This window comes from Buttiauxella sp. BIGb0471 (assembly GCF_024807715.1).
In the GTDB taxonomy this organism is placed as follows: domain Bacteria; phylum Pseudomonadota; class Gammaproteobacteria; order Enterobacterales; family Enterobacteriaceae; genus Buttiauxella; species Buttiauxella agrestis.
The window spans coordinates 78,223-104,481 of record NZ_JANUEU010000002.1 but is presented as its reverse complement, the minus strand read 5'-3'; the positions used below and the strand labels follow the sequence as shown (position 1 = coordinate 104,481).

Sequence of the window (26,259 nt, the reverse complement as noted above, 5' to 3'; positions counted from 1 at the left end):
GCGGTTCCTTCGCTGGTTCGTGAGAATTAAGGCTCGAATGGCCGACGGCTGAATTGGTTATGCCCACATTTCGGGCAAACGGGCAGCACATCGGGGGTATAAATCGCCAGATGGAAATGGCAGTTTTCGCAGACTAAGTTCCCCAACCCCACCACTTCACCGCTGTGATAAACACCGTGATGATTCAGATCCTGAAAAACTTCACGCCACTCAAGCTGCGTTTTGTCGGTGATATCCGCCAGTTCCTGCCACAGACTTTCTTTAATGACGCGCATAAAAACGCTGTCGGAAAATTCATCCTGGCTTTCATTGTAACTACGAGCAAATTCTTCTAAATCACGGCGTACTGCACGCGTTACTTCATCAACTTCGGTACGAGTCAATTCCCCGGTTTCGTTCATGCGTTTACGCGCGCTGGCGACCAGTTCGTCGATATCGCGCTCTCCATTACGTAACCGTTCGGTGAGTGAGGCCACCAGTTCACGGTAAAATTGAGCAACCTTGTTCATCGTCTGCCTGCCTCCTTGAAGAGATTCCTGCGTTCAGTGTCGTGTAACCTACTCTAATAGTAGACCTTAATCGGCTGACACTTTGTTAGTTTGCCCACAAGCAAGGTAAATAACTGCAAATGAGAAATGCCCACACAGGCTGTCGAAAGGCTGTTTTGCCGCTGTCTTATCGGCTATGCTATGCCGATCTGAAATTAATAGTTAAAGCTACAACCTGTAGCTGTCTTTCATCACAGGACCACTGGCTGCCATGCAAGAGCAATATCGCCCGGAAGAGATAGAATCCAACGTACAGCTTCACTGGCAAGAGAAGCGTACTTTTGAAGTAACCGAAGACGAAGGCAAAGAGAAGTATTACTGCCTCTCGATGCTCCCCTATCCTTCTGGTCGACTACACATGGGCCACGTTCGTAACTACACCATCGGTGACGTTATCGCGCGTTATCAGCGCATGCTGGGCAAAAACGTGCTGCAGCCAATCGGCTGGGATGCGTTCGGTCTGCCCGCTGAAGGGGCGGCGGTAAAAAATAACACCGCACCTGCGCCGTGGACTTACGACAACATCAATTATATGAAGAACCAGCTCAAAACGCTGGGCTTTGGCTATGACTGGAGCCGCGAGCTGGCGACCTGTACCCCGGAATATTACCGTTGGGAACAGCAATTCTTCACTCAGCTTTACAACAAAGGCCTGGTTTACAAAAAAACCTCCGCGGTTAACTGGTGCCCGAACGACCAGACTGTTCTGGCAAACGAACAGGTTATCGACGGGTGCTGCTGGCGTTGTGACTCCAAAGTTGAGCGCAAAGAAATCCCACAGTGGTTTATCAAAATCACTGCCTACGCAGACGAACTGTTAAACGATCTGGATACGCTGGACCATTGGCCTGATCAGGTCAAAACCATGCAACGTAACTGGATTGGCCGTTCTGAAGGCGTTGAAATTACTTTCGACGTTGAAAACAGTGCTGAAAAACTGACTGTTTACACCACACGCCCGGACACCTTCATGGGTGTAACCTACCTGGCTGTGGCTGCGGGTCATCCAATCGCGCAACAAGCGGCGTTGAACAATCCTGAACTGGCTGAATTCGTTGATGAATGCCGTAACACCAAAGTTGCCGAAGCTGAAATGGCAACCATGGAGAAGAAAGGCGTAGCGACTGGTGTTAACGCCATTCACCCACTGACTGGCGAAGCTGTTCCAGTTTGGGTCGCTAACTTCGTCTTGATGGAATACGGCACGGGCGCGGTAATGGCTGTTCCAGGCCACGACCAGCGCGACTGGGAATTTGCAACCAAATACGGCCTGCAAATCAAACCGGTTATTCTGAATGCTGACGGCAGCGAGCCTGACTTGTCTGCATCTGCAATGACCGAAAAAGGCGTGCTGTTCAACTCTGGCGAGTTTGACGGTCTGGACTTCCAGAATGGCTTTAACGCAATTGCCGATAAACTGGCAGCTAAAGGTGTGGGTGAGCGTAAAGTTAACTATCGTCTGCGCGACTGGGGTGTTTCCCGTCAGCGTTACTGGGGCGCACCAATTCCAATGGTGACTCTGGAAGACGGTACTGTAATGCCAACGCCAGAAGATCAACTGCCGGTTATCCTGCCTGAAGATGTTGTGATGGACGGCATCACCAGCCCAATTAAAGCGGATCCAGAGTGGGCTAAAACCACCGTTGATGGCAAACCTGCGCTGCGTGAAACCGATACCTTCGATACCTTTATGGAATCTTCCTGGTACTACGCGCGTTATACCTGCCCGCAGTACGACAAAGGCATGCTGGACTCCAAAGCGGCAAACTACTGGCTGCCGGTCGATATCTACATTGGTGGTATCGAACACGCCATCATGCACCTGCTCTACTTCCGCTTCTTCCACAAACTGATGCGCGATGCGGGCATGGTGACGTCTAACGAGCCTGCCAAACAGCTGCTGTGTCAGGGTATGGTTCTGGCTGACGCCTTCTATTACACAGGTGTTAACGGTGAGCGTAACTGGGTTTCCCCGGTTGATGCGATTGTAGAACGTGACGAGAAAGGCCGTATTATCAAAGCCTCTGACGCGCAGGGCAATGAACTGGTCTATGCTGGCATGAGCAAAATGTCGAAGTCGAAAAACAACGGCATCGACCCACAGGTCATGGTTGAACGTTACGGCGCCGATACTGTTCGCTTGTTCATGATGTTTGCATCACCTGCTGATATGACTCTGGAATGGCAAGAATCCGGCGTTGAAGGGGCAAACCGCTTCCTGAAACGTGTCTGGAGACTGGCTTATGAACACACCAGCCGTGGTGCTTCTCCAACGCTTGACGTTGCAGCACTGAGCGAAGATCAAAAAGCATTGCGCCGCGATGTTCACAAAACTATCGCAAAAGTGACCGATGATATCGGTCGTCGTCAGACCTTTAACACCGCTATCGCTGCCATCATGGAATTGATGAACAAACTGGCGAAAGCACCGCAGGATGGCGATCAGGATCGTGCATTGCTGAACGAAGCTCTGTTAGCGGTCGTTCGCATGCTTTATCCGTTCACCCCGCACGTTTGCTTCGATATGTGGCAATCTTTGGGTGGTGAAGGCGATATTGACAATGCACCGTGGCCGCAGGCTGATGAATCAGCAATGGTTGAAGACTCACTGCTGGTAGTCGTGCAAGTGAATGGTAAAGTTCGCGGCAAAATTACTGTTCCAGCAGATGCTACGCAGGAACAAGTGCAGGAGCGCGCAGGTCAGGAACATCTGGTTGCGAAATATCTTGAGGGTGTGACCGTACGTAAAGTGATTTACGTTCCGGGCAAACTGCTCAATCTGGTTGTGGGCTAAGCGCAGGAGGAACCGTGCGACATCCCTTTGTCAGCTTGTTAGTTACTTTGGCGGTGCTTGTCACCGCCGGGTGTGGTTTTCATCTGCGTGGCAGCACGCAGGTTCCGGATCAAATGAAAACCTTGATCCTGAACTCAGGTGATCCCAACGGCCCATTGGCACGTGAAGTTCGCTCTCAGTTACGCCTGAACGGCGTCACGATTGTGGAAGATACCGGTACAGGTGTTCGCAAGGATATTCCATCGCTGCGTTTGCTGGGCAGTGGGATTGGCCAGGATACCGCATCTATCTTCCAGGATGGGCGTACTGCGGAGTATCAAATGGTCATGACGGTTTCAGCACAAGTGTTGATCCCGGGCCACGACATTTATCCGATCAGTGCCAAAGTGTATAAATCATTCTTCGATAACCCACTGACTGCTCTGGCAAAAGATGCTGAGCAAGATTTGCTTATCAAAGAGATGTATACCACTGCCGCGCAACAGCTGATCCGTAAGCTGATGAGCGTGCGCGTGGCTGATGTTGCTGAGACTGAAGAGGCCGAAAAACCGGTTAAAGATACAACTTCAACTCCTGCAGCATCCACCGGACGTACGTCGGCAACGCTTCCGGCCACATCTGGTAGCAAATGATTCGGTTGTACCCTGAACAACTCCGCGCGCAGCTCAACGAAGGGCTGCGCGCGGCGTATCTGCTGCTCGGTAACGATCCGCTATTACTTCAGGAAAGCCAGGATGCTATTCGTCAAACGGCGAGTACTCAGGCTTTTGAAGAACATCATACTGTTCAGATTGATGCCAGTACCGACTGGCAAGATCTGTTCTCGATTTGCCAGGCGTTAAGCCTGTTTGCCAGCCGTCAAACACTCCTGCTGTTGTTGCCAGAAAATGGCCCCAACGCGGCTATCAACACGCAACTCGAAATTCTGGTTTCCCTGCTGCACGACGACATTCTGCTGATGGTGCGTGGTAACAAATTCACCAAAGCGCAGGAAAATGCCGCGTGGCTGACGAAACTGGCTGACCGTAGTGTGATAGTCACCTGTCAGACACCTGAACAAGCACAATTGCCGCGTTGGGTTGCCCAACGAGCCAAACAGATGAACCTGAATCTGGATGAGGCTGCCAACCAGCTACTTTGCTACTGCTATGAAGGCAACTTACTGGCGCTGTCTCAGGCACTGGAACGCCTGTCATTAATTTGGCCGGATGGAACGCTGACACTGCCTCGCGTCGAGCAGGCTGTTAATGATGCCGCGCATTTCACCCCGTTCCATTGGGTAGATGCGATTCTTGCGGGTAAAAGTAAGCGTGCGTTGCATATCTTGCAACAACTGCGCCTCGAAGCCAGTGAGCCGGTCATTTTGCTGCGCACTATCCAGCGTGAATTGCTGCAACTGGTTAATCTTAAACGCCAATCGGTGCAGACACCGCTGCGGACATTGTTTGATCAGCAACGTGTATGGCAAAACCGCCGCGCACTCGTCACTGAAGCACTCAATCGTTTATCGGCAGAGCAGCTTTTCCAGGCTGTGCGCTTGCTCAGCGAAATCGAAATGACGCTGAAAAAAGATTACGGACAATCCGTCTGGGCTGAGCTTGAAGGGCTTTCCCTGCTGCTTTGTCATAAAGCTTTGCCGGAAATTTTTATTGATGGCTAACAATGAATCGCGTTTATCTGCCCTGTATGGCGGGACTTTCGATCCCATTCATTACGGGCATTTAAAACCGGTTGAAGCACTGGCAAAACAGGTCGCGTTACAGCAAGTGACCATCATGCCAAACAACGTGCCGCCGCATCGCCCGCAGCCGCTGGCAAACAGCCAACAGCGCAAAAAAATGGTCGAACTCGCCATCAAGGGAAATCCCCTGTTCAGGCTCGATGACCGCGAACTACGGCGCGAAACTCCCTCGTACACGGTAGAAACACTCGAACAACTGCGCGCAGAAATTGGCGCTGAGCAGCCGCTGGCATTTATTGTGGGTCAGGATTCGTTGCTAAGTCTGCAACGCTGGCACCGCTGGGAAACTTTGCTGACGTTATGCCATTTATTAGTTTGCCAGCGTCCGGGATATTCTTTGTCGATGAAGACTCCCGCAGAACAACAATGGCTGGATGAACATCAGACCACCTCCGTTGAACAACTCCACAGCCAGCCTGCGGGTAAAATTTACCTCGCGCAGACACCAATGGTGGATATTTCTGCGACCGCCATTCGCCAGCGCCTGGAGCAGCACCTCCCCTGCGATGACCTCCTCCCGCCCGCCGTGGCTGAATTTATTCTCCAGCACCAGCTTTATCGCTAAGTACGCGCTGCAACGCATCCAGTAACTGGTCGTTATCCGCCTGGCTTTTAATCGCCACCCGATAATAACGCGCATCCAGCCCAGGGTAATTTGCGCAATGGCGAATCAAAATATTCTTTTCCAGCAACGCGCGTTGCAGCTCTAACCCGTCAATATCGCAACGCAGGAAGATATAGTTCGCCCTTGGCGGCCAGACCGTAATCCCCTGTAATTCACTCAAACCTTGATACAGCCGGGGTTGTTCAGCACTCAACCATCGATAACTCGCTTCAATGTAATCACGATCGTTGAGGATCACTTCCCCAGCCAATGCGGCAAACGCATTAATCGTCCAGGGTTCTCTGAGTGCACGAATCCGCCCAACGGTTAGGGTATCCGCGCTGACCAGGTAACCAAGACGCAGCCCGGCGATGGCAAAGAATTTGGTGAGAGAACGCAACACATAAAGCTGAGGGAAGTTTGAAAGCCGGGGAATTAAACCGGGTTCATCAGGCAAAAAATCGAGAAAAGCCTCGTCAACGATCAGTGCAATGCTGTTTTCACGGCAACGCTGCGCGATAGCCAAAAGCAAAACGTTATCGAGCAAAAGTCCGGTCGGGTTATTAGGCGTGCACAGAAACAGGCAATCGAGATCGGGCGTTAATGTGCTGAGTAAGGATTCATCAGGCTGCCAGCCCTGTTCTTCTGAAAGCTGAAAATCGACTATCTCACAGCCGACCCGAGTTAACGCACGGCGATATTCGGCAAATCCGGGCGTCAACAATAATGCTGTGCGCGGAGAAAGTTGCTGAACCAGATTAAAAATCAGCTCCGTTTCACCATTTCCAGCCAGCACCCATTCTGTGGGAATTTTATGATGGTGAGCCAACGCCTGATGCAGAGCACGGTACTCAACGTCGGGGTAGCGCTCAGCCAATGCCAGGTTTTCGGTAATCGCCCGTTTTAAGGAATCAGGCATACCTAACGGATTGATATTTGCGCTAAAGTCAGTGAGCGATTTTGCATCCACGCCAATCGCGGCAGCCGCTTCTATAATATTGCCACCGTGCTGGCTACTCAACGCCATACTTCCCCCAATAAAACTGACCTTAAAACAAGAAACGCAATGATACACTGATGCCTGTGGAGGATGAGATGAAATTATGGTTAGTGCGCCATGGGCAAACCCAGGCAAATTTAGAGGGTTTATACAGCGGCATTTCCGAAACTCCGCTGACGGAGAGAGGCATCTCGCAGGCTGAAGCCGTCGGCAATATGTTAAATGATGTTGCGTTCGATAAAGTACTTTGCAGTGAACTTAGCCGCGCACAACACACGACACAGTTGATTCTCCAGCAGCGCGAACACCCCGTCATTACCGAACCTCGACTTAATGAGATGAATTTTGGTGATTGGGAAATGCGCCACCATCGTGATTTACAGCGCCTGGATGCAGAAAACTACGCCGCCTGGTGCAATGACTGGCAGAACGTGGTGCCAAATAATGGCGAAGGTTTCCAGCTTTTCTCACAGCGTGTTTGCGGATTCGCTTCCTCTCTTTTAGTGCAGCCAACAGAAGAGAATGTTCTGATTGTGAGCCATCAGGGCGTGCTAAGTTTGTTTATCGCGACGTTGCTCAACATGCCGCCTGCCTCCCTGTGGCATTTTGTCATTGAGCAAGGAGCATGGAGTTGCATAGAGATTAACGACAGCTTCACGACGCTCAGAACCCTTAATAATCGAGCTGTTTATTACCCAACATCGTGAGTTGAATGGGTTACAGTTATCGTCAACCATTGACACTACAGTCCAGGCTGTTATGCTCCGCTGCCATAATTTCCTGCCCGCAAGCATGACTTTCCAAAATAGTTTTACAAAAATGGCGATGCAAACCAGGCCACTCGGTGGGATGATACCCCGCTTTGAGCGCCGCATTGCCGACTTATCAGTAAAACTGCCCTATTCAATGGGTCTTTATGCGGGCACCATCGAACACACTCTACTTCTCCCAGGGGGAACACTTGCAGGGTAAAGAATTTCAAGATTTCATCGTCGATAAAATCGACGACCTCAAAGGCCAGGACATCGTTGCTCTGGATGTTCAGGGTAAATCAAGCATCACTGATTGCATGATTATCTGTACCGGTACTTCTAATCGCCACGTTATGTCTATTGCAGAACACGTCGTAGAATCATCCCGCAAAGCAGGTTTTGACGCGCTGGGTGTGAAAGGCATTAACGCGACTGACTGGGTAGTTGTTGATCTTGGCGAAGTTATCGTTCATGTGATGCAAGAAGAAAGCCGTCAACTGTACGAACTGGAAAAGCTCTGGGGTTAATGCGTGAAGCTGCAACTAGTCGCAGTCGGCACTAAAATGCCTGACTGGGTACAAACCGGCTTTACCGAGTACCTGCGTCGTTTTCCAAAGGATATGCCATTTGAACTGGTAGAAATTCCTGCGGGCAAACGTAGCAAAAATGCCGATATCAAACGCATTCTCGAAAAAGAAGGCGAAATGATGTTGGCTGCCGCCGGCAAGGGCAACCGTATTGTCACGCTGGATATCCCAGGTCAACCTTGGGATACGCCGCACCTTGCCGTGCAGCTTGAACGTTGGAAACAGGATGGTCGAGATGTCAGCCTGCTGATTGGCGGCCCGGAAGGTCTTGCCCCGGCATGCAAAGCTGCCGCAGAACAAAGTTGGTCGCTTTCGAATCTGACAATGCCTCACCCTTTAGTGCGGGTGCTGGTTGCCGAAAGCCTGTACCGCGCGTGGAGCATTACGACCAACCATCCCTATCACCGTGAGTAGATATCGTCAGGTAGAACAAAGCTGCGGATGAAATTACAGAATTCTTTTCGCGACTATTCAGCTGAGTCTGCGCTATTTGTGCGCCGGGCGTTAGTCGCGTTTCTTGGTATTTTGGCGCTAAGCGGTGTGCTTGTCGCCAACCTTTATAATTTGCAAATCGTCCGTTACACCGACTACCAAACTCGTTCCAACGAAAACCGAATCAAACTGGTCCCAATCCCACCTAGCCGCGGCATTATCTACGACCGCAACGGCACACCACTGGCACTCAATCGCACCATATACCAGGTGGAAATGATGCCGGAAAAGGTGGATGACGTTCAGGCGACGCTTGAAGCCCTGCGCTCGGTGGTAGATTTAACCGACGAAGATATTGTTAACTTTAAGAAAGAGCGCGCACGTTCCCATCGCTTCACCTCCATTCCGGTCAAAACTAACCTCACAGAAGTGCAAGTTGCGCGTTTTGCCGTGAATCAGTACCGCTTCCCCGGCGTTGAAGTGAAAGGTTATAAACGCCGTTTCTACCCTTACGGCTCGGCGTTGACCCACGTTATTGGCTACGTTTCCAAAATCAACGATAAAGACGTTGAGCGTCTGGATAAAGACGGCAAACTGGCAAACTACGCGTCCACGCACGACATCGGCAAGCTGGGAATCGAGCGCTACTACGAAGAAGTTCTGCACGGTCAAACCGGTTATGAGGAAGTTGAAGTCAACAACCGTGGCCGCGTGATTCGTCAGCTTAAAGAAGTGCCACCGCAGGCCGGGCACGATATTTATCTGACTATCGACCTTAAGCTACAGAATTATATTGAAACTTTACTGGCGGGTAGCCGCGCCGCAGTCGTAGTGACTGATCCGCGCACGGGTGGCATTCTGGCGCTGGTTTCAATGCCGAGTTATAACCCGAACCTGTTCGTCGACGGTATCTCAAGCAAAGACTATTCCGGTTTACTTAACGACCCGAATACTCCGCTTATCAACCGTGCGACCCAGGGGGTATATCCTCCGGCTTCGACGGTGAAACCGTATATGGCCGTATCGGCGTTGAGCGCAGGTGTTATCACCAAAAACACTTCATTGTTTGACCCAGGCTGGTGGCAATTACCAGGCTCAGAAAAACGTTATCGTGACTGGAAAAAATGGGGCCATGGTCGCCTGAATGTCACCAAAGCGCTTGAAGAATCTGCAGATACCTATTTCTACCAGGTCGCCTATGACATGGGTATTGACCGCATGGGCGAATGGATGCGCAAGTTTGGCTATGGGCATTATACGGGTATCGATCTTTCCGAAGAACGAGCCGGTAACATGCCAACGCGTGAATGGAAGCTGAAACGCTTTAAAAAGCCGTGGTATCAGGGTGACACCATTCCTGTGGGCATCGGCCAGGGCTACTGGACCGCAACACCGATTCAGATGAGCAAGGCGATGATGATCCTGATTAACGACGGCATCGTTCGCGTTCCTCATTTCCTGATGAGCACTGTTGAGAATGGTAAGCAGGTTCCATGGCAGCAACCTGTACAGCCTCCGGTGGGCGATATCCACTCTGGTTTCTGGGAAATTGCCAAAGACGGCATGTACGGCGTTGCCAACCGCCCTAACGGCACCGCACACAAATACTTTGCCAACGCACCGTACAAAGTCGCAGCGAAATCAGGGACCGCGCAGGTCTTTGGCCTGAAAGCCAACGAAACCTACAACGCCCACAAAATCGCTGAACGCTTGCGCGATCATAAATTGATGACCGCGTTTGCCCCTTACGATAATCCAAAGGTTTCCGTCACCATGATTCTGGAAAACGGCGGTGCAGGCCCCGCTGTAGGCACCATCATGCGCCAAATCCTCGACCACATTATGCTCGGGGATGACAATACGGTACTGCCTACTGAAGCACCGGCAGCAGCAGGTGCAGAGGATCAATAACCATGACTGATAATCCAAATAAAAAGTCGTTCTGGGACAAAATCCATATCGACCCGATCTTCCTCGTGACCATCCTGGCGCTGCTTATCTTTAGTGCGCTGGTTATCTGGAGCGCCAGTGGCCAGGATATGGACATGATGGAGCGTAAGATTGGCCAGATTCTGATGGGCCTGGTCGTAATGATCGTAATGGCGCAGATTCCTCCTCGCGTTTATGAAGGCTGGGCGCCGTATTTGTACATCGTTTGCATCATATTACTGGTAGCGGTGGATGCGTTTGGGGCGATATCCAAAGGTGCGCAGCGCTGGCTCGACCTCGGTATCGTACGTTTCCAGCCATCTGAAATCGCCAAAATCGCGGTGCCATTGATGGTTGCACGTTTCATCAACCGCGATGTTTGTCCTCCAACGCTGAAAAATACCGGTATCGCGCTGATACTCATTTTCATGCCGACCCTGCTGGTTGCCGCCCAGCCCGACTTGGGTACGTCGATTCTTATCGCTGCATCCGGCCTGTTTGTGCTGTTCTTATCGGGTATGAGCTGGAAGTTAATCGGTATTGCCGTTTTACTGGTCGCCGCCTTCATTCCGATTTTGTGGTTCTTCCTGATGCACGATTACCAACGTGCACGCGTAATGATGCTGCTTGATCCCGAAACTGACCCACTCGGTGCGGGTTATCACATTATTCAGTCTAAAATTGCGATTGGGTCTGGTGGTTTACGCGGTAAAGGTTGGCTGCATGGTACGCAGTCGCAACTTGAGTTTTTACCCGAACGCCATACGGACTTTATCTTTGCGGTTCTTGCCGAAGAACTCGGCCTGGTAGGGGTTCTGGTGTTACTGGCGCTCTATCTGCTGCTGATTATGCGTGGCCTGGTGATTGCGGCTCGTGCGCAAACCACATTTGGCCGAGTGATGGCTGGTGGGCTAATGTTGATTTTATTCGTATATGTGTTTGTTAACATTGGCATGGTTAGTGGTATCTTACCGGTGGTCGGCGTACCTTTGCCGCTGGTAAGTTACGGTGGCTCGGCCTTAATCGTTCTAATGGCTGGGTTTGGTATCGTCATGTCGATACATACCCACAGAAAAATGTTATCAAAAAGCGTGTAAGTGGATGAGGTGCGTAATGGTTAAGCGTTGGCTAGGGATCTGTGTAGTGGCTGCAATACTGGCTGGCTGCTCGTCTGATGACGGCGACCAACAGCAGGTAAACCAGCAACCGCAACCGGCGGTGTGTAATGGCCCGGTGGTTGAAATAAGCGGCGCAGACCCGCGCTTTGAACCGTTAAATCCTTCGGTTAACCAGGATTACGAAAATAACGGTAAGAGCTACAAAATCGTGCAAAACCCGGCGAACTTCAGCCAGGCGGGTCTTGCCGCGATTTACGATGCTGAACCGGGTAGCAACCTGACGGCCTCTGGCGAAACCTTCGACCCGTCAGCCTTAACAGCGGCGCACCCTACGCTGCCTATTCCAAGCTATGCGCGAATCACAAACCTCGCGAATGGCCGCATGATTGTGGTGCGCATCAATGACCGTGGCCCTTACGGCAATGACCGTGTGATTTCATTGTCTCGCGCCGCCGCCGATCGTCTGAACAATTCCAACAACACCAAAGTGCGTATCGACCCAATTATTGTGGCGCAGGATGGAACAATGTCCGGGCCTGGTACAGTGTGTACCACTATCGCGAAGCAAACCTACGCCCTGCCCGCTCGTCCGGATTTAAACACCGGAATGGGAAGCGCAACATCTGCGCCCGTTGACGCGCCTCAGGGTGATGTTCGCGCCATTAGCAATTCCACTTTGCAAAGCGAAGACACCACGGGAGCGCCTGTCAGCGGTAGCGGCTTCTTAGGTGCTGCAACGCCACTGGCTCCGGGCGTGATTGAAAATGACCCTCCAGCCCCTGCGGTGGTCGCAACACCTGTGCAGCAAAACGCTCCTGTTACCGCGCCAGGTTCAGTTCAAAGTAGCGTACAAACTTCCGCTCCAGCCGCAGCCGCCTCCGGACGCTATGTGGTGCAGGTAGGTGCCGTAAGCGACCAGGCTCGTGCCGCGCAATGGCAGCAGAAACTGAGCCAACAATTTGGTGTACCGGGTAAGGTTTCCAGTAATGGGACGATGTACCGCGTACAACTGGGGCCATTTACCAGCAAAACTGAAGCAAGCGCGCTTCAACAACGCCTGATGAGCGAAGCCCAACAGCAATCCTTCATCACTAACGCAACCGCTATGTAAGCGGTTGTGTCTGGCATCCTCTCTGCGTCAGTTAATGTCAATTTCATTAACAAATGATGCGCAAAGACGGATGCCAGTAAAAACCGCTTTTGCTATAGTAAGGCACTTTTTTTATTCCCATCACGGATGTCGTTGTTCTAATCATGAATACAGCCCCTTCTTTTCGTTTTGTTAAACGCCTGGCGCTTACTACGGCCCTGACCCTTACGGCAATAACCGCCGCACACGCTGACGACCTGAATATCAAAACTATGATTCCAGGTGTGCCGCAGATTGATGCAGAAGCGTATATCCTGATTGATTACAACTCAGGTAAGGTTTTGGCTGAGTCCAACGCTGACACTCGCCGTGATCCTGCCAGCCTGACCAAAATGATGACCAGCTACGTTATCGGCCAGGCCATGAAAGCCGGTAAATTTAACGAAAGCTCGATTGTGACTGTTGGTCAGGATGCATGGGCAACCGGTAATCCGGTGTTTAAAGGCTCCTCTTTGATGTTCCTGAAGCCAGGTATGCAAGTTCCTGTCTCTCAGCTGATTCGTGGTATTAACCTGCAATCCGGCAACGATGCTTGCGTGGCAATGGCCGATTTCGTGGCGGGTAGCCAGGATTCGTTCGTTGGCCTGATGAACAGCTATGTTTCCGCTCTTGGACTGAAAAACACCCACTTCCAGACTGTGCACGGCCTGGATGCGGAAGGTCAGTACAGCTCTGCGCGTGATATGGCCTTGATTGGTCAGGCATTAATTCGTGATGTACCGAACGAATACTCTATCTATAAAGAAAAAGAATTTACCTTTAACAATATTCGCCAGACAAACCGTAACGGCTTGCTGTGGGATACCAGTCTGCAAGTTGACGGCATCAAAACCGGCCATACCGACGCTGCGGGTTACAACCTGGTGGCTTCGGCAACCGAAGGGCAAATGCGCCTGATTTCTGCCGTACTTGGCGGACGCACTTATAAAGGCCGCGAAACCGAAAGTAAAAAACTGCTGACCTGGGGCTTCCGTTTCTTTGAAACTGTATCGCCGCTGAAAGCCGGTAAAGAATTTGCTTCAGAGCCAGCCTGGTTTGGCGACAACGATCGTGCATCGCTGGGTGTGGATAAAGACGTTTACCTGACAATCCCGCGTGGTCGTATGAAAGATTTGAAAGCCAGCTATGTGCTTAACACCACTGAACTGCACGCTCCATTGCAGAAAAACCAGGTGGTCGGCACCATCAACTTCCAGCTGGATGGCAAGACTATTGAACAGCGTCCGCTGGTCGTGCTTCAGGAAATGCCAGAGGGTAACTTCTTCAGCCGAATCATTGATTATATCAAATTGATGTTCCATCATTGGTTTGGTTAATAATTGAACACTTGAAAGAGTGGAAGCCATCCCCATATACTAAGAATCAAAGCAACTCCCGCTCAGCGGGAGTTATTATTTTTAATGCCGTAACGCTGGAGCTGCCATGCAAACCAATCTGAAAGAATTGCTCGAATTCCCGACTTCCTTTACTTACAAAGTGATGGGTCTGGCGAAGCCCGAGCTGGTTGATTTGGTCGTCGAGGTGGTGCAGCGCCACGCACCTGGTGACTACACCCCTCAGGTAAAACCGAGCAGCAAAGGTAACTACCATTCTGTCTCTATTACCATTAATGCGACCCATATCGAGCAAGTTGAAACCCTGTATCAAGAACTGGGTAACATCGAAATCGTTCGTATGGTGCTGTAATTCACACCACGCCCGGCCTTCTGGTCGGGCATGTGATATATTCCCTTTACTTTTCAACCTGCCGGAGACGATGTTTTGTCTCAAGATACTATTCAAATCCGCCAACTTGGCCTGCAACCCTACGAACCTGTTTCGCAGGCGATGCATGAATTCACCGATACCCGCGATGAAACCACTCTAGATGAAATCTGGTTAGTGGAGCACGAACGCGTATTTACCCAGGGCCAGGCAGGGAAAGCTGAACATGTTCTGGTGCCCGGTGATATCCCCGTTATTCAGAGCGACAGAGGCGGCCAGGTGACTTATCACGGGCCAGGCCAGCAAGTGATGTACGTGCTGCTCAACCTCAAGCGCCGTAAACTCGGGGTTCGGGAACTGGTGACTATTCTTGAGCAAACCGTGGTTAACACTCTGGCGGAATTAAATATCGATGCTTATCCGCGCGCGGATGCCCCCGGTGTCTATGTTGACGGGCGTAAAATTTGCTCGCTCGGTTTGCGCATCCGCAAAGGTTGCTCATTCCACGGATTAGCATTGAATATCGATATGGATCTCAGCCCATTCTTACGCATCAACCCTTGTGGCTATGCCGGTCTGGAAATGACGCAAGTCACCTCGTTACGATCGGGGGTTTCGCTGAGTGATGTTCAACCACTACTTATTGATAAATTCCTTGAATTATTGAACAATCCACCAATCAAATACATTCAAGTTTAATATATATTTTATTGATGACTGCATCTTTTTAGGTGCAGTTATTTAATGCTAACCTGGCTAACATTTCTTTACTTTATTTCTTCTTTTGTATAATTTCACTCGGATAAATATACATCAAATTTTGAATATATATATTCAGTTTTACTGGTTATTTGCTGGCTATGGAGTTTTGTATCATGGAAAGAAATCAAGAAGACAATTACCCAACATTCAAAGCACTACGCAATATCGATCTTAATTTGTTGACCGTCTTCGAAGCAGTCTACATCCATAAAGGGATTGTTAATGCAGCCAGGGTGTTAAATTTAACACCTTCCGCTATCAGCCAGTCTATCCAGAAACTGAGATCGACGTTTCCTGACCCATTATTTATCCGTAAAGGGCAAGGCGTCACGCCGACCGCATACGCGGCGCATTTGCATGAATACATTAGCCAGGGGTTTGAATCGATTCTGTGCGCGTTAGATGTTAACAATAACTACAACAAAGAGCGAACCATCACCATCGCGAGCACCCCGTCCGTAGGCGCACTGCTCATGCCGAGAATTTATTCCGCCATTCTGAAAGTCAACCCTAAATTAACCATTCGCAATGTCCCTGTAACAGAGCTTCAATTATCACAATTTCAGGCTGATATCGCCATCGATACGCATTCCCATCACAGCTCTGGTATTAGCAGTTATAAACTTTATACCGATTCAATTGTGGCGGTTTGCCGTAAGAATCACCCTACTGCTTCGTCAATAGTTAAAGGTGATGATATTCACAACGTGAATTACAGTTTTTTAATTATGCAGGATGCTCTATTAATAGATTTACGCCAGTTAATTAACGAAATTTTACCGAATCGCCACATCACTTTTAGCAGTTATAATTTTTTAACCATTGCTTCAATGTTAAGTACCAGTGACCTCATTGGTTTCATGCCAAAGAAAATTTATGAAATGTACTCTCACATCTTCGAGCTTCAGAAGATTGAATGTGAAGCGCTTACCAGGATCAGTGTCACGACTACCATGCATATCAATAAACTCAGTTCACGTGATGCGGTGTTACAGGAAGTTATAGACACTATCATTGAAGAGTTTGAGCAAGCATAGGAGATCGACCTCTCGCCTTCCGGCATGAGGTCGACATTCCGTTCGTTAACGTAGAAAAGCGCACAAACCAACAACTCATTTACAATTCTTTCCCCGTTTACTGCTCTGTCAGGCTGATTTCTCCCCTCCAGTGATGGTATACTGCCCGCGCTATTAAAAAATAGTTGATAAATAAAACATTCGATTAGCCTGATTTTTTTTCAGCAACTGGAACACGTACGATATGAGTAAACCCATTGTAATGGAGCGCGGCGTCAAGTACCGCGACGCCGATAAAATGGCTCTGATCCCGGTTAAAAACGTGGTGACTGAGCGCCAGGAGCTGTTAAGAAAACCAGAATGGATGAAGATCAAACTTCCATCTGATTCGACCCGAATTCAGGGTATCAAAGCGGCAATGCGCAAGAATGGTCTGCATTCGGTGTGTGAAGAGGCTTCCTGCCCTAACCTGGCAGAATGTTTCAACCACGGCACCGCGACCTTTATGATCCTTGGCGCAATCTGTACCCGTCGCTGCCCGTTCTGCGATGTTGCTCATGGTCGCCCTGTCGCACCCGATGCCAACGAACCCGGCAAGCTTGCTCAAACTATCGCTGACATGGCGTTACGCTATGTGGTTATCACGTCTGTTGACCGTGATGATTTACGCGACGGTGGCGCGCAACACTTTGCTGATTGCATCAGCGCAATCCGTGAAAAAAACCCGAGCATTAAAATTGAAACATTAGTCCCTGACTTCCGTGGACGGATGGACAAAGCTCTGGAAATTCTGACTGCTACGCCACCAGATGTATTCAACCACAACCTGGAAAACGTACCGCGCATCTATCGTAAGGTTCGTCCTGGCGCTGACTATAACTGGTCGCTGAAGCTACTGGAGCGTTTTAAAGAAGCGCATCCAGATATCCCGACTAAATCAGGCTTGATGGTCGGTTTAGGCGAAACAAATGCTGAAATCGTAGAAGTCATGCGTGATTTACGCCGCCACGGCGTCACCATGTTGACGCTGGGGCAGTATTTGCAGCCAAGCCGTCACCACTTACCTGTTCAGCGTTATGTCAGCCCTGACGAGTTTGAAGAGATGAAAGCCGAAGCGCTGGCGATGGGCTTCACTCACGCAGCTTGTGGCCCGTTTGTTCGCTCTTCTTACCATGCGGATCTGCAGGCAAAGGGGATGGAAGTAAAATAACGATGTAACAAATCGTTACTTTTAATTTGCAGCTCGCAAAAAAAACCGGCATTTGAGATGCCGGTTTTTTTATATCTGTTCGAAAGCTATGTTTTGATCAGTCTTTATGCGTAATACGATCAGAGACTGCATCAGTATTGGTGGCAGACTTTGCACCTGCTTCGTCTTCATTCATCGCTTTCTTAAAGCCCTTGATTGCCGCGCCAAGATCACCACCGAGGGTGCGCAACTTCTTGGTGCCAAATAACAAAACAATCAGCGCACCGACAACCAACAACTTTGTAATACTAATCTCGCCCATAACAACCTTCTTTAATCATGCGTGCCGTGAATACGGCGAATAATACACTGAGACAATTAACGGTCATTTTCTCGTGCGATACAATAGCAACCTGTAACAAGTTGGATCAAGATCAGGTTAAAAATTACTCATAACAAATGCGGTATAGCAAAACGCCGATTTTTTAGCACCGGCAACATAGCCCGTACTTCACTTAAATGTTGGCTTTCAAGCTCAGCATAAAACAAAGCGGGTCGCTGATTGGCTGCCGCCATCACCACACCAAGCGGATCAACAATTTGGCTGTGCCCGATATTCTTATTACCGCACTCGCCAGAGGCCACAACATAGCATGTTGTATCGAGCGCGCGTGCTGCCAGAAGCGTTGACCAGTGCATTTCTTTATTGGGCCCCCGCAACCAGGCTGCAGGTAGGACTAAAACCTCCGCCCCCGCCAACGCCAGGCTTAATGCCATTTCTGGAAACCGCAGATCGTAGCAGGTCATCAATCCCACTTTAAATCCTGCAACTTCAATCAACGGTGGCAACGTATCACCGGCATCAACAAGACGCGATTCCTGTACATTAAACGCATCATAAAGATGAAGTTTCTGATAACGGGCAATGACTTCGCCTTCGCGAATCGCCAGTAAGGTGTTCGCAGCCCGTCCCGCTGTCGTTTTGACGTGCAGAGTCAGAATCGTCGTCAATTGATTATTGCGGCTTTGCTCGCAAAGTGGCTGAATAAACTCATGATGGACTGCCTGCGCAGATTTCACCGACAAATCGGGGTCATTATCGTCACGCGCTAGTACCGCCTCAGGCAAAACAAGTAAATCGGCCCCTTCAGCATGGGCTGTGTCCATATAGTGAAGACATGTTTGCACGTTTTCCTGCCAAAGGTGACTCACGGCAAATTGCCCTATTGCAACTTTCATGTGGTTTCTCTCCAGGCTGCGAATAAATCATTATACCCAGTGTGAAACTTTCCGTGCTGACGTTACACTCAAACACTTTAATAAGAACGAACAGGAAACTACTGTGTTGCAAATGCTATTAGCCGTATTCATTGGCGGCGGAACGGGGAGCGTTGTGCGCTGGCTTTTGAGTATGAGACTTAACCCTGTGCATGCTGCCCTTCCGATTGGAACTTTGACCGCAAACCTGGTGGGCGCGTTTATTATCGGATTGGGTCTGGCGCTGTTTACCCGCATGACACACCTCGATCCCGTCTGGAAATTGTTAATCACCACCGGCTTTTGTGGCGGTTTGACCACCTTTTCGACCTTCTCCGCAGAAGTGGTTTTCTTGCTTCAGGATGGTCGACTCGCATGGGCCGCGCTAAACATACTGCTGAATCTCGCAGGCTCACTCACCATGACCGCTCTCGCATTTTGGATAGTTTCTCTCGCATACGGCCAATAATTAACCTCGCGTTAAGGTTAGCTTAATTTATGTCTGCCACTCTGGTTGAAAATTAGCGTGGGGCATAATAATGAAAGAACGTGTTGCAGGGTGGACGGCTGTGCTGATGAGCACGCTGATCGTGATGTGCTTTGTGAAAATTTATCTATTTTCCTGAATTTAAAACAAAAAAAACCCGCCTTAGCGGGTTTTTATATTCTACTGGTAAAGCCTTAGATAGGCATTACGTTTGCAGCAGATGGGCCTTTGGCACCGTTAGTGATTTCAAACTCAACGCGCTGACCTTCAGCCAGGGTTTTGAAACCATTGCTCTGGATTGCAGAGAAGTGTACGAACACGTCTTTGCTACCATCTTCCGGAGTAATGAAGCCAAAGCCTTTTGACTCGTTAAACCACTTAACGTTACCTTTAATCTTAGACATCTAAATTACCTTTACATGAAAAACGACACAAATGCTGTGTCGGACATCAGTACACCAATTGTGGTGGATTTTGTCCAGTCCCGATTTGAGAAAAAGTGCTAAAAATTGCTACCTCTTTTAAAAACTGTGCAGTAGCCCTTATTTTTGAAAGTCAGATAATAGCGATACATGTTGTGCATGATTTCAGCCATTACCACGCATCAGAATTGGAAGCGTAACCAGGCAAAGTAAACGTTACCGTTGTTGTAGGTACCTGGGATATAGGTCATCTGGAACGTCGCCGGGCCATAACCCACAGAGGCCAGCGGCAATATCACTGGGATCGGAATGTAATTCCAGTTATCGCGCGCGGTGGCGCCCAGCGTGTAGCCAAGCCCCAGACGGAAGTTATCATCAGCCAGCGGACGCCAGATTTTCTCCCAGCCGTAGCCACCAATCGGTTCCCATTTGTTATAGGAATCTTTAAATGCCATCAGATACAAACCGTGCCAATTTCCGCTATCGTCCCAACGGTCCTGACCAAAACCAATCCCCCACGGGCGCTCGTTATAGCGATCGGTTTTTTCTTTATCGTAGGCAAATCGCGCATGCCAGGTGATGGCAGGCACGTATAAATCATAATGTTGCGGTTCATTCCACGTTTGTGAAACGTTATCCGTTAACGTATTCCAGGCGTCACCTAAAACGCTACTTTGATTAGCCAGTGCGACGGGCATTATCATTAGCGATGAAAAGAAAACAATACAGGAAATGACAATTCTTTTTGTTAGAGTCACATTAATTTCCACTTCAAAAATCAATATACAACCTAACAAATTATATATGAACAAAAGTTAAATAAACGCGTAGTAAATTCCTAAAGATGTTTAACTTCGTCGAATTAATGGCCGATAAAAACATTACCCCAACCATTATCTGAAAATCAAAAGATGGTGGGGTAACTTACTATTATTTATCTCTTTTTAATAAAACATACATTGCTGGAATCACCAGCATCGACAATAGTGGTGCCGTGATCATTCCGCCAATCATCGGCGCAGCAATTCGGCGCATCACTTCAGAACCGGTACCGTCACCCCACATGATAGGCAGTAAGCCCGCCATGATCGTCGCCACAGTCATCACTTTTGGCCTTACGCGCAGCACCGCGCCTTCATGCAATGCCCGCATTAACATCGACTTGCCGCCCAAAGGGTCCAGTACTTTATGCCGTGCAATCGCCTGGTTCAAATAAAGCACCATAATGACACCAAATTCAGCGGCGACTCCCGCCAAAGCAATAAACCCTACAGCACCCGCAACCGACAAATTATATCCAAGTAAATAAAGCAACCAGACTCCGCCGATAAGTGAGAATGGTAAGGTGCCCATTATTAATAACGCATCGCTCACGCGCGAGAATGTCACGTAAAGTAAGACAAAAATAATAACAAGCGTAAATGGTAGGACTATTCTTAATTTAGCGCTCGCACGCTCTAAATATTCAAATTGCCCTGACCAGGATAATGAAACACCTTCCGGTAATTTAACTTGTTGGGAAACGGCACGTTGCATATCTTCCACCGCCGATTTTAAATCTCGCCCGCGCAGGTCGACATAAACCCAATTAGATAAACGCGCGTTTTCACTTTTCAGCATTGGCGGTCCGTCGGTAATGCTGATACCGGCCAGTTCAGAGAGTGCAATCTGGCTGCCATTTGCCGTAATAACAGGTAGATTTTTCAGCTTTTGGACGTTATCACGCATTTCACGAGGGTAACGAACATTGATGGGATAGCGCTCACGCCCTTCTATCGTTTCACCAATATTTTGCCCGCCAATCACCGTCGCCACTAACGACTGCAACTCTTTGACCGATACGCCATAACGAGCCGCTTTCAGTCGGTCGATGTTGATATCCACATAGCGTCCGCCACCTATTCTTTCCGCAAGCGCAGAAGTCACACCCGGAACCTGTTTCACCACCCGTTCGATTTGCTCGGCAACTTGCTCAATTGCAGCGATATTGTTGCCATTAACTTTGATACCCACCGGGCTTTTGATGCCCGTTGCCAGCATATCCAGGCGGTTACGGATCGGTGGCACCCAAACGTTGGCGATGCCCGGCACTTTCACCACGCTATCAAGCTCGCTCACCAGTTTGTCCATCGTCATTCCTGGTCGCCATTGGTCACGCGGTTTAAAACGAATCGTCGTTTCAATCATCGTTAGTGGTGCGGGATCGGTCGCAGTATCTGCCCGCCCTGCTTTACCAAAAACCGTCGCCACTTCGGGCACCGTTTTGATGAGTCTGTCGGTTTGTTGCAGTAAATGTCCGGCTTCACGGGCAGAGATACCCGGTAATGTCGAAGGCATGTATAGCAAATCACCTTCATCAAGCGGTGGCATAAATTCGCTGCCGAGTCGACTGAGCGGCCATAGCGTCGCCACCAGCACTAACCCGGCAATGACCAACGTAGTTTTTGGGCGCACCAGTACTTTGTCGAGAAGCGGTTCATAAGCCGCAATCAGCCAGCGGTTAATAGGGTTCGCCTTTTCATCCGGGATTTTCCCACGGATAAAATAGCCCATTAGCACTGGTACCAGCGTGATCCCCAGGCCTGCGGCCACCGCCATGGCGTAGGTTTTAGTAAACGCCAGCGGCGAGAACATTCGCCCTTCCTGCGCCTCAAGAGAAAACACTGGAATAAACGACAGCGTGATAATCAGCAAACTACAAAACAGCGCAGGCCCGACTTCCACTGCAGCCTGTTCAGACAGACGCCAGTAATCAGCGCCTGTTGGCTGTTTATCCGGGTTGTCGTGCCGCCACTGCTCCAGCACTTTGTGCATGTTTTCGATCATCACGATGGCCGCATCGACCATCGCGCCTATGGCAATCGCGATCCCCCCCAGCGACATGATGTTGGCATTCACGCCCTGGTAATGCATGACAATAAATGCACCCAATATGCCCAGCGGCAACGTAATCATCGCCACCAGCGCCGAGCGGAAGTGGAACAAGAACAAGGCGCAAATAATCGCTACCACGATAAACTCTTCCAGAAGCTTATGCGAAAGCGTTTCAATTGCGTTTTCAATCAGATGCGAGCGGTCGTAGACCGGAACAATTTCGACACCCGCGGGCAAACTTTTCTGGATTTGCTGAAGTTTGGCTTTTACCGCATTGATGGTATCCAGCGCATTTTTGCCATAGCGCATGACAATAATGCCGCCAGCGACTTCACCTTCACCGTTAAACTCAGCTACACCCCGGCGTATTTCCGGCCCCATACGCAACGTGGCCACATCGCTCAGTAACACAGGGATGCCTTCACGTGTGGTAATAACGACTTGTTTGAAGTCATTGAGGTTTTTTAAATCTCCTGCGGTGCGAACCATGTATTCAGCTTCGCCCATTTCGATGACCGAACCGCCCCCTTCCTGGTTGGCACTTTGCACCGCATCTATCACCTGTTGATGCGTGATATTCAGCGCCCGCATCCGTTGTGGGTCGAGCACTATCTGGTATTGCCGCACCATGCCGCCAACACTTGCGACCTCCGACACGTTCGGCACCGTTTTTAGCTCGAACTTAAGCGTCCAGTCTTGCAGCGCCCGTAAATCTGCCAAACTGTGTTTCCCGCTTCGGTCCACCAGTGCGTATTCATACACCCAGCCAACGCCCGTAGCATCTGGCCCCAACGACGCTTTGGCTTCTGCGGGAAGCTGCGATTGCACCTGGCTTAAATATTCGAGCACCCTTGAACGCGCCCAGTAAGGGTCGGTGCCATCTTCAAATAAAATGTAGACATACGAATCCCCAAACATCGAAAAACCACGTACCGTTTTAGCCCCAGGAACGGAGAGCATGGTAGTAGTGAGCGGATAAGTGACCTGATCTTCAACGACTTGTGGCGCTTTACCAGGGTAGTTGATACGAATAATCACTTGCACATCAGAGAGATCGGGCAGCGCATCAAGCGGCGCGCGTTGCAGTGACCAAATCCCCCACGCCGCCATCATGATTGCCGCCAGTAAAACCAGCAGCCGGTTTTTGAGTGACCAACGAATCACGGTGGCAATCATTTCATCGCCCCCGCCATTGGCATCAGATGAGTGATAACTGCACCATTTACGTCATCCATGGTGAAACTAAACATCACGTTCTCGCCGACTTTAATGCCCTTAGCATCCGCTGCGGATTTCAACGCAAAATCCATCGTCATTGCACTCCATTTGAGCGCTGGAATAGGCTTATGCGAAAGCGTGATTGCATCATCAGCGATCCCTTTCACCACAGCCTCTCCCTCGTATTCCGGTGCGATAGAGGATGCCGCTTTTTCCTCTGGTAAAGCACTGCGCAAGCTGGCTTCGGAATCAATCAGGAACTGTCCGGAAGTCACAACTTTGTCGCCCTCTTTCAGGCCCTGTTTAATCTCCACCCAGCCATTTTGAGCCGTACCCACCACCACGTTAACCGGGTTAAAATGACCGTCATTCTGTGTCACTAATACCCGGCTGGCACTTCCGGTTTCAATCAGTGCTTCTTCAGGAATCGCCAATACCGGCGGCAGGACAGGCGAGTTCGCCAGCGTGACATTGAGGTACATGCCCGGCTTGAGTTTCATTTGCGAATTTTCCAACACAATGCGCGCTTTCAGCGTGCGCGTGGTGGTTTCCATATTGGGGAGCAATTCACTCACCCGCCCGTGGAAAGCCTCTCCCGGCCAGCTATCCGATGAAGCCAGAATTTCGCTTCCCACTTGCAGCACCTGTGCCTGAGTTTGTGGGTAATCAATCACAATCCACACCGACTTGAGGCTGGCAATTTCAAATAGCGGCGCAGTAGCCGCAACTTGCGCGCCTTCTCGCGTATCCAGCTTATTGATATAACCCGTCTGCTTTGCCCGCACGGTAACACGCGTCTGCGGCCTTCCCGTTTTCTCCACCAGGCGAATAATCTCCGCAGGCATAAACTGGAGTTGCAGGCGTTCACGCGCGGCAGACGTTAACGCGCTGTCGCCCAACTGGCGCACGGCCAGATATTCTTGTTGAGCCGCCGTCCATTCTGGTATCCATAATTGAGCCAACGGCTCACCCGCCTTAACGAATTGCTGCGGCGCATTGACAAACAGCTTCTCAACCACGCCATTAGCGCTGGCCGGGATTATCTGCACGCTGCGTTCGTCCGTTGAAACCGTGGCAAATGCATCAAACTGATAATCCAGAACTTTCTTCTCAACCTGTGCCGTTTTGATACCCAGATTCTGCTGTTGGCGAGCGCTTACTGTCACCCCGCCATCTTCCGTGGCTTCATCCGCGTAACGCGGCACCAGGTCCATATCCATAAACGGTGATTTTCCGGGTTTATCAAAACGCTGACCGGGCGTCATCGGGTCATACCAATAGAGAACTTTCCGTTCAGATTGAGCCGCTGGAGCGAGGGTGCTGTGGCTTTGCTTGCCCGCGTAATACCCCGCGCCGAGTGCGCCCGCAATGGCGAGTGCGACTAAAGAGAGCTTCGTTATTGTTTTCATTATTGGTTTTCATCCTGTGGCGTCAGATAGCGAATAGCGGCCCAGGTTTCAGCCACAGATTTCTCCGCGCTATTCGCGGTCAGTTCGGTATCAAGCAGCGTGCGGCGGGCATTGAGCAAATCGGAAAGCGTGGATTGCCCGGAGCGGTATTGCGCCTCAATCAGTGAAATGCGCTGGCGTTGCAGGGGTAGAATTTCTTCTTGCTGGCGCTGCCAGAGGGTTTGAGCGGCCTGATATTGCGCCACCAGCGTACGAACCAGAGCCACGCGCTCGCGTTTCGCTAAAGCCAATTGATCGTTAGCCTCCATTGATCGCGACATATCAGCCGCCAGATCTTTGTCCTGGCGTTGAGATTTAAACATCGGTAAATCAACGGTAAACATCACGCCCGCCATGTCGTCGTAATCATCAGCGCGATGAGCGTAGTACACCTCAACGCCAACATTCGGCTTCGCGGCTACCGCAGACTGAGCCGAACGCGCTTTGGCAACATCAGCCTCGCGCGCCGCTTCAATCACTTCAGGATGCAGCCCGACGCTTTGCTCAAGAACAGCAGGGTCCGCAGGCAGACGCTGATAACGGGGTAACGAGCCACGTGCGTTATCAATTTGTTCGCCGGTTAATTGCAGTAAACGCGTCTGAGCCAGCGTCACATCGCGCTGTGCGAGGGTCACTTTGTCCTGCATGCCTAAAAGCGTCATACGAATATCTATGACGCTGGATGCCGGTGAGCTGCCGCTGGCCACCGTGGCTTTTTGCACACCTATCTGGCGCTCGGTTTCTGCGACCAGTTTTTGTGCAGCCGTCAGGACCTTTTGTGATAACGCTAAATCCAGCCACGCCTGGGCGGCCGATCTTTGTAGCGTCGCGCGAATCACTTCAGCTTTTGCGACACTGCTGGCTGACTGAGCCAGAATCGTTTCTGCTTTGCGGTCGCGTTTATCCTCGCTGACGTAATCTTGCATGATACCGATGCGCTGCATGGTCATGCCTTCTCGGGTAAAACGGTGGCTGTTGCTGCCCTGTACCGGGACGTTTTCAATGCCAAATTTCAGTTTTGGGTCGGGTAACTGGCGAGCAGAATCTGCCATCGCATTCAGGGCATTGCTCTGATTACGGTTAGCAGAAAGTTCTGCGGAATAGTGAACGGCCGCGGCCAGGGTCTGTTGCAGGCTGAACTCTGCCGCATGAGCGGCAGAGACAGACGCAGCAACCAGCACCCCGCCGAGCCATAAGCTCAGGGAATGTTGTTTCATGGCGGCCTCG

The 26,259-nt window shown here is 50.2% G+C and carries 25 protein-coding genes; 16 read left to right on the top strand and 9 right to left on the bottom strand.

Annotated features, from left to right (window positions below; translation table 11 throughout):
• Positions 1-26: 26 nt before the first annotated feature.
• Positions 27-509 (bottom strand): zinc ribbon-containing protein, encoded by a 483-nt coding sequence (locus tag M2371_RS07020; protein ID WP_172895227.1) that lies wholly within the window; start codon positions 507-509, stop codon positions 27-29.
• Positions 510-759: 250 nt separating this feature from the next.
• On the opposite strand from M2371_RS07020, the gene leuS reads away from it, so the two are divergent.
• From leuS to nadD, 4 genes are read left to right on the top strand one after another with little or no spacing between them, the layout of a single operon-like run.
• Positions 760-3,342, top strand: a complete 2,583-nt coding sequence (gene leuS / locus M2371_RS07015) for a leucine--tRNA ligase (RefSeq protein ID WP_259267330.1) — start codon at positions 760-762, stop codon at positions 3,340-3,342.
• A gap of 14 nt (positions 3,343-3,356) precedes the next feature.
• Positions 3,357-3,974, top strand: a complete 618-nt coding sequence (gene lptE, locus M2371_RS07010) for an LPS assembly lipoprotein LptE (protein WP_259267329.1) — start codon at positions 3,357-3,359, stop codon at positions 3,972-3,974.
• Complete coding sequence (holA, locus tag M2371_RS07005) at positions 3,971-5,002, top strand: DNA polymerase III subunit delta (RefSeq protein WP_259267328.1); 1,032 nt, start codon at positions 3,971-3,973, stop codon at positions 5,000-5,002. The genes lptE and holA overlap by 4 nt, the downstream gene beginning before the upstream one ends.
• Entirely contained in the window at positions 4,995-5,648 is a 654-nt protein-coding gene (gene nadD / locus M2371_RS07000) for a nicotinate-nucleotide adenylyltransferase (protein WP_259267327.1), read from the top strand. The genes holA and nadD overlap by 8 nt, the downstream gene beginning before the upstream one ends.
• Here the strand turns inward: nadD and cobD are convergent.
• Positions 5,620-6,714: a threonine-phosphate decarboxylase CobD gene (cobD, locus tag M2371_RS06995; RefSeq protein WP_259267326.1), complete on the bottom strand. Its 1,095-nt coding sequence runs from the start codon at positions 6,712-6,714 to the stop codon at positions 5,620-5,622. The genes nadD and cobD overlap by 29 nt on opposite strands.
• A 68-nt stretch (positions 6,715-6,782) precedes the next feature.
• Here cobD and M2371_RS06990 point away from each other — a divergent pair, with 68 nt between their 5' ends.
• The 11 genes from M2371_RS06990 (at position 6,783) to lipA (ending at position 17,347) form a co-directional block, all read left to right on the top strand.
• Complete coding sequence (locus tag M2371_RS06990; protein WP_259267325.1) at positions 6,783-7,394, top strand: adenosylcobalamin/alpha-ribazole phosphatase; 612 nt, start codon at positions 6,783-6,785, stop codon at positions 7,392-7,394.
• Between the two features lie 254 nt (positions 7,395-7,648).
• Positions 7,649-7,966 (top strand): ribosome silencing factor, encoded by a 318-nt coding sequence (gene rsfS / locus M2371_RS06985; protein ID WP_034493995.1) that lies wholly within the window; start codon positions 7,649-7,651, stop codon positions 7,964-7,966.
• Between the two features lie 3 nt (positions 7,967-7,969).
• Positions 7,970-8,440 carry a 23S rRNA (pseudouridine(1915)-N(3))-methyltransferase RlmH gene (gene rlmH / locus M2371_RS06980; RefSeq protein WP_034456714.1) on the top strand — a complete coding sequence of 157 codons (471 nt, stop codon included), beginning with the start codon at positions 7,970-7,972 and terminating at the stop codon, positions 8,438-8,440.
• Between the two features lie 27 nt (positions 8,441-8,467).
• The gene (gene mrdA / locus M2371_RS06975; RefSeq protein ID WP_115630170.1) at positions 8,468-10,369 is read left to right on the top strand and encodes a peptidoglycan DD-transpeptidase MrdA; all 1,902 of its coding nucleotides are present in this window, start codon (positions 8,468-8,470) and stop codon (positions 10,367-10,369) included.
• A gap of 2 nt (positions 10,370-10,371) precedes the next feature.
• Positions 10,372-11,484 (top strand): peptidoglycan glycosyltransferase MrdB, encoded by a 1,113-nt coding sequence (mrdB, locus tag M2371_RS06970; RefSeq protein WP_034493991.1) that lies wholly within the window; start codon positions 10,372-10,374, stop codon positions 11,482-11,484.
• A 16-nt stretch (positions 11,485-11,500) separates the two neighbouring features.
• A complete protein-coding gene (gene rlpA / locus M2371_RS06965; protein ID WP_172895233.1) occupies positions 11,501-12,616 on the top strand; it encodes an endolytic peptidoglycan transglycosylase RlpA in 1,116 nt (371 codons plus the stop codon).
• A gap of 143 nt (positions 12,617-12,759) precedes the next feature.
• A complete protein-coding gene (gene dacA / locus M2371_RS06960) occupies positions 12,760-13,971 on the top strand; it encodes a D-alanyl-D-alanine carboxypeptidase DacA (RefSeq protein WP_034493987.1) in 1,212 nt (403 codons plus the stop codon).
• A gap of 106 nt (positions 13,972-14,077) precedes the next feature.
• Positions 14,078-14,341: a DUF493 family protein YbeD gene (gene ybeD, locus M2371_RS06955; protein ID WP_034493985.1), complete on the top strand. Its 264-nt coding sequence runs from the start codon at positions 14,078-14,080 to the stop codon at positions 14,339-14,341.
• A 75-nt stretch (positions 14,342-14,416) separates the two neighbouring features.
• Positions 14,417-15,058 (top strand): lipoyl(octanoyl) transferase LipB, encoded by a 642-nt coding sequence (lipB, locus tag M2371_RS06950; protein WP_259267324.1) that lies wholly within the window; start codon positions 14,417-14,419, stop codon positions 15,056-15,058.
• A 176-nt stretch (positions 15,059-15,234) separates the two neighbouring features.
• Positions 15,235-16,158, top strand: coding sequence for a YbeF family transcriptional regulator (locus M2371_RS06945; protein WP_232062480.1), 924 nt, complete (start codon positions 15,235-15,237; stop codon positions 16,156-16,158).
• 223 nt (positions 16,159-16,381) lie between these two features.
• The gene (gene lipA, locus M2371_RS06940) at positions 16,382-17,347 is read left to right on the top strand and encodes a lipoyl synthase (protein ID WP_034493979.1); all 966 of its coding nucleotides are present in this window, start codon (positions 16,382-16,384) and stop codon (positions 17,345-17,347) included.
• 97 nt (positions 17,348-17,444) lie between these two features.
• On the opposite strand, the gene tatE is transcribed toward lipA, so the two are convergent.
• Complete coding sequence (tatE, locus tag M2371_RS06935) at positions 17,445-17,648, bottom strand: twin-arginine translocase subunit TatE (RefSeq protein ID WP_034493977.1); 204 nt, start codon at positions 17,646-17,648, stop codon at positions 17,445-17,447.
• Positions 17,649-17,776: 128 nt separating this feature from the next.
• Entirely contained in the window at positions 17,777-18,565 is a 789-nt protein-coding gene (locus M2371_RS06930) for a deaminated glutathione amidase (protein WP_259267323.1), read from the bottom strand.
• A gap of 103 nt (positions 18,566-18,668) precedes the next feature.
• Here M2371_RS06930 and crcB point away from each other — a divergent pair, with 103 nt between their 5' ends.
• Positions 18,669-19,052, top strand: a complete 384-nt coding sequence (gene crcB / locus M2371_RS06925) for a fluoride efflux transporter CrcB (RefSeq protein ID WP_034494575.1) — start codon at positions 18,669-18,671, stop codon at positions 19,050-19,052.
• A gap of 212 nt (positions 19,053-19,264) precedes the next feature.
• Here crcB and cspE read toward each other — a convergent pair whose 3' ends face one another.
• From cspE to M2371_RS06900, 5 genes are all read right to left on the bottom strand, one after another.
• The gene (gene cspE / locus M2371_RS06920) at positions 19,265-19,474 is read right to left on the bottom strand and encodes a transcription antiterminator/RNA stability regulator CspE (RefSeq protein WP_004100146.1); all 210 of its coding nucleotides are present in this window, start codon (positions 19,472-19,474) and stop codon (positions 19,265-19,267) included.
• A gap of 200 nt (positions 19,475-19,674) precedes the next feature.
• Positions 19,675-20,232, bottom strand: coding sequence for a lipid IV(A) palmitoyltransferase PagP (gene pagP, locus M2371_RS06915; protein WP_259267695.1), 558 nt, complete (start codon positions 20,230-20,232; stop codon positions 19,675-19,677).
• A 190-nt stretch (positions 20,233-20,422) separates the two neighbouring features.
• Positions 20,423-23,542, bottom strand: coding sequence for an efflux RND transporter permease subunit (locus M2371_RS06910; protein WP_259267322.1), 3,120 nt, complete (start codon positions 23,540-23,542; stop codon positions 20,423-20,425).
• Complete coding sequence (locus M2371_RS06905) at positions 23,539-24,993, bottom strand: efflux RND transporter periplasmic adaptor subunit (protein ID WP_259267321.1); 1,455 nt, start codon at positions 24,991-24,993, stop codon at positions 23,539-23,541. Before M2371_RS06905 ends, M2371_RS06910 begins: the two co-directional genes overlap by 4 nt.
• Positions 24,993-26,249 carry a TolC family protein gene (locus M2371_RS06900; RefSeq protein ID WP_172895239.1) on the bottom strand — a complete coding sequence of 419 codons (1,257 nt, stop codon included), beginning with the start codon at positions 26,247-26,249 and terminating at the stop codon, positions 24,993-24,995. The genes M2371_RS06905 and M2371_RS06900 overlap by 1 nt, the downstream gene beginning before the upstream one ends.
• Positions 26,250-26,259 lie beyond the last annotated feature (10 nt).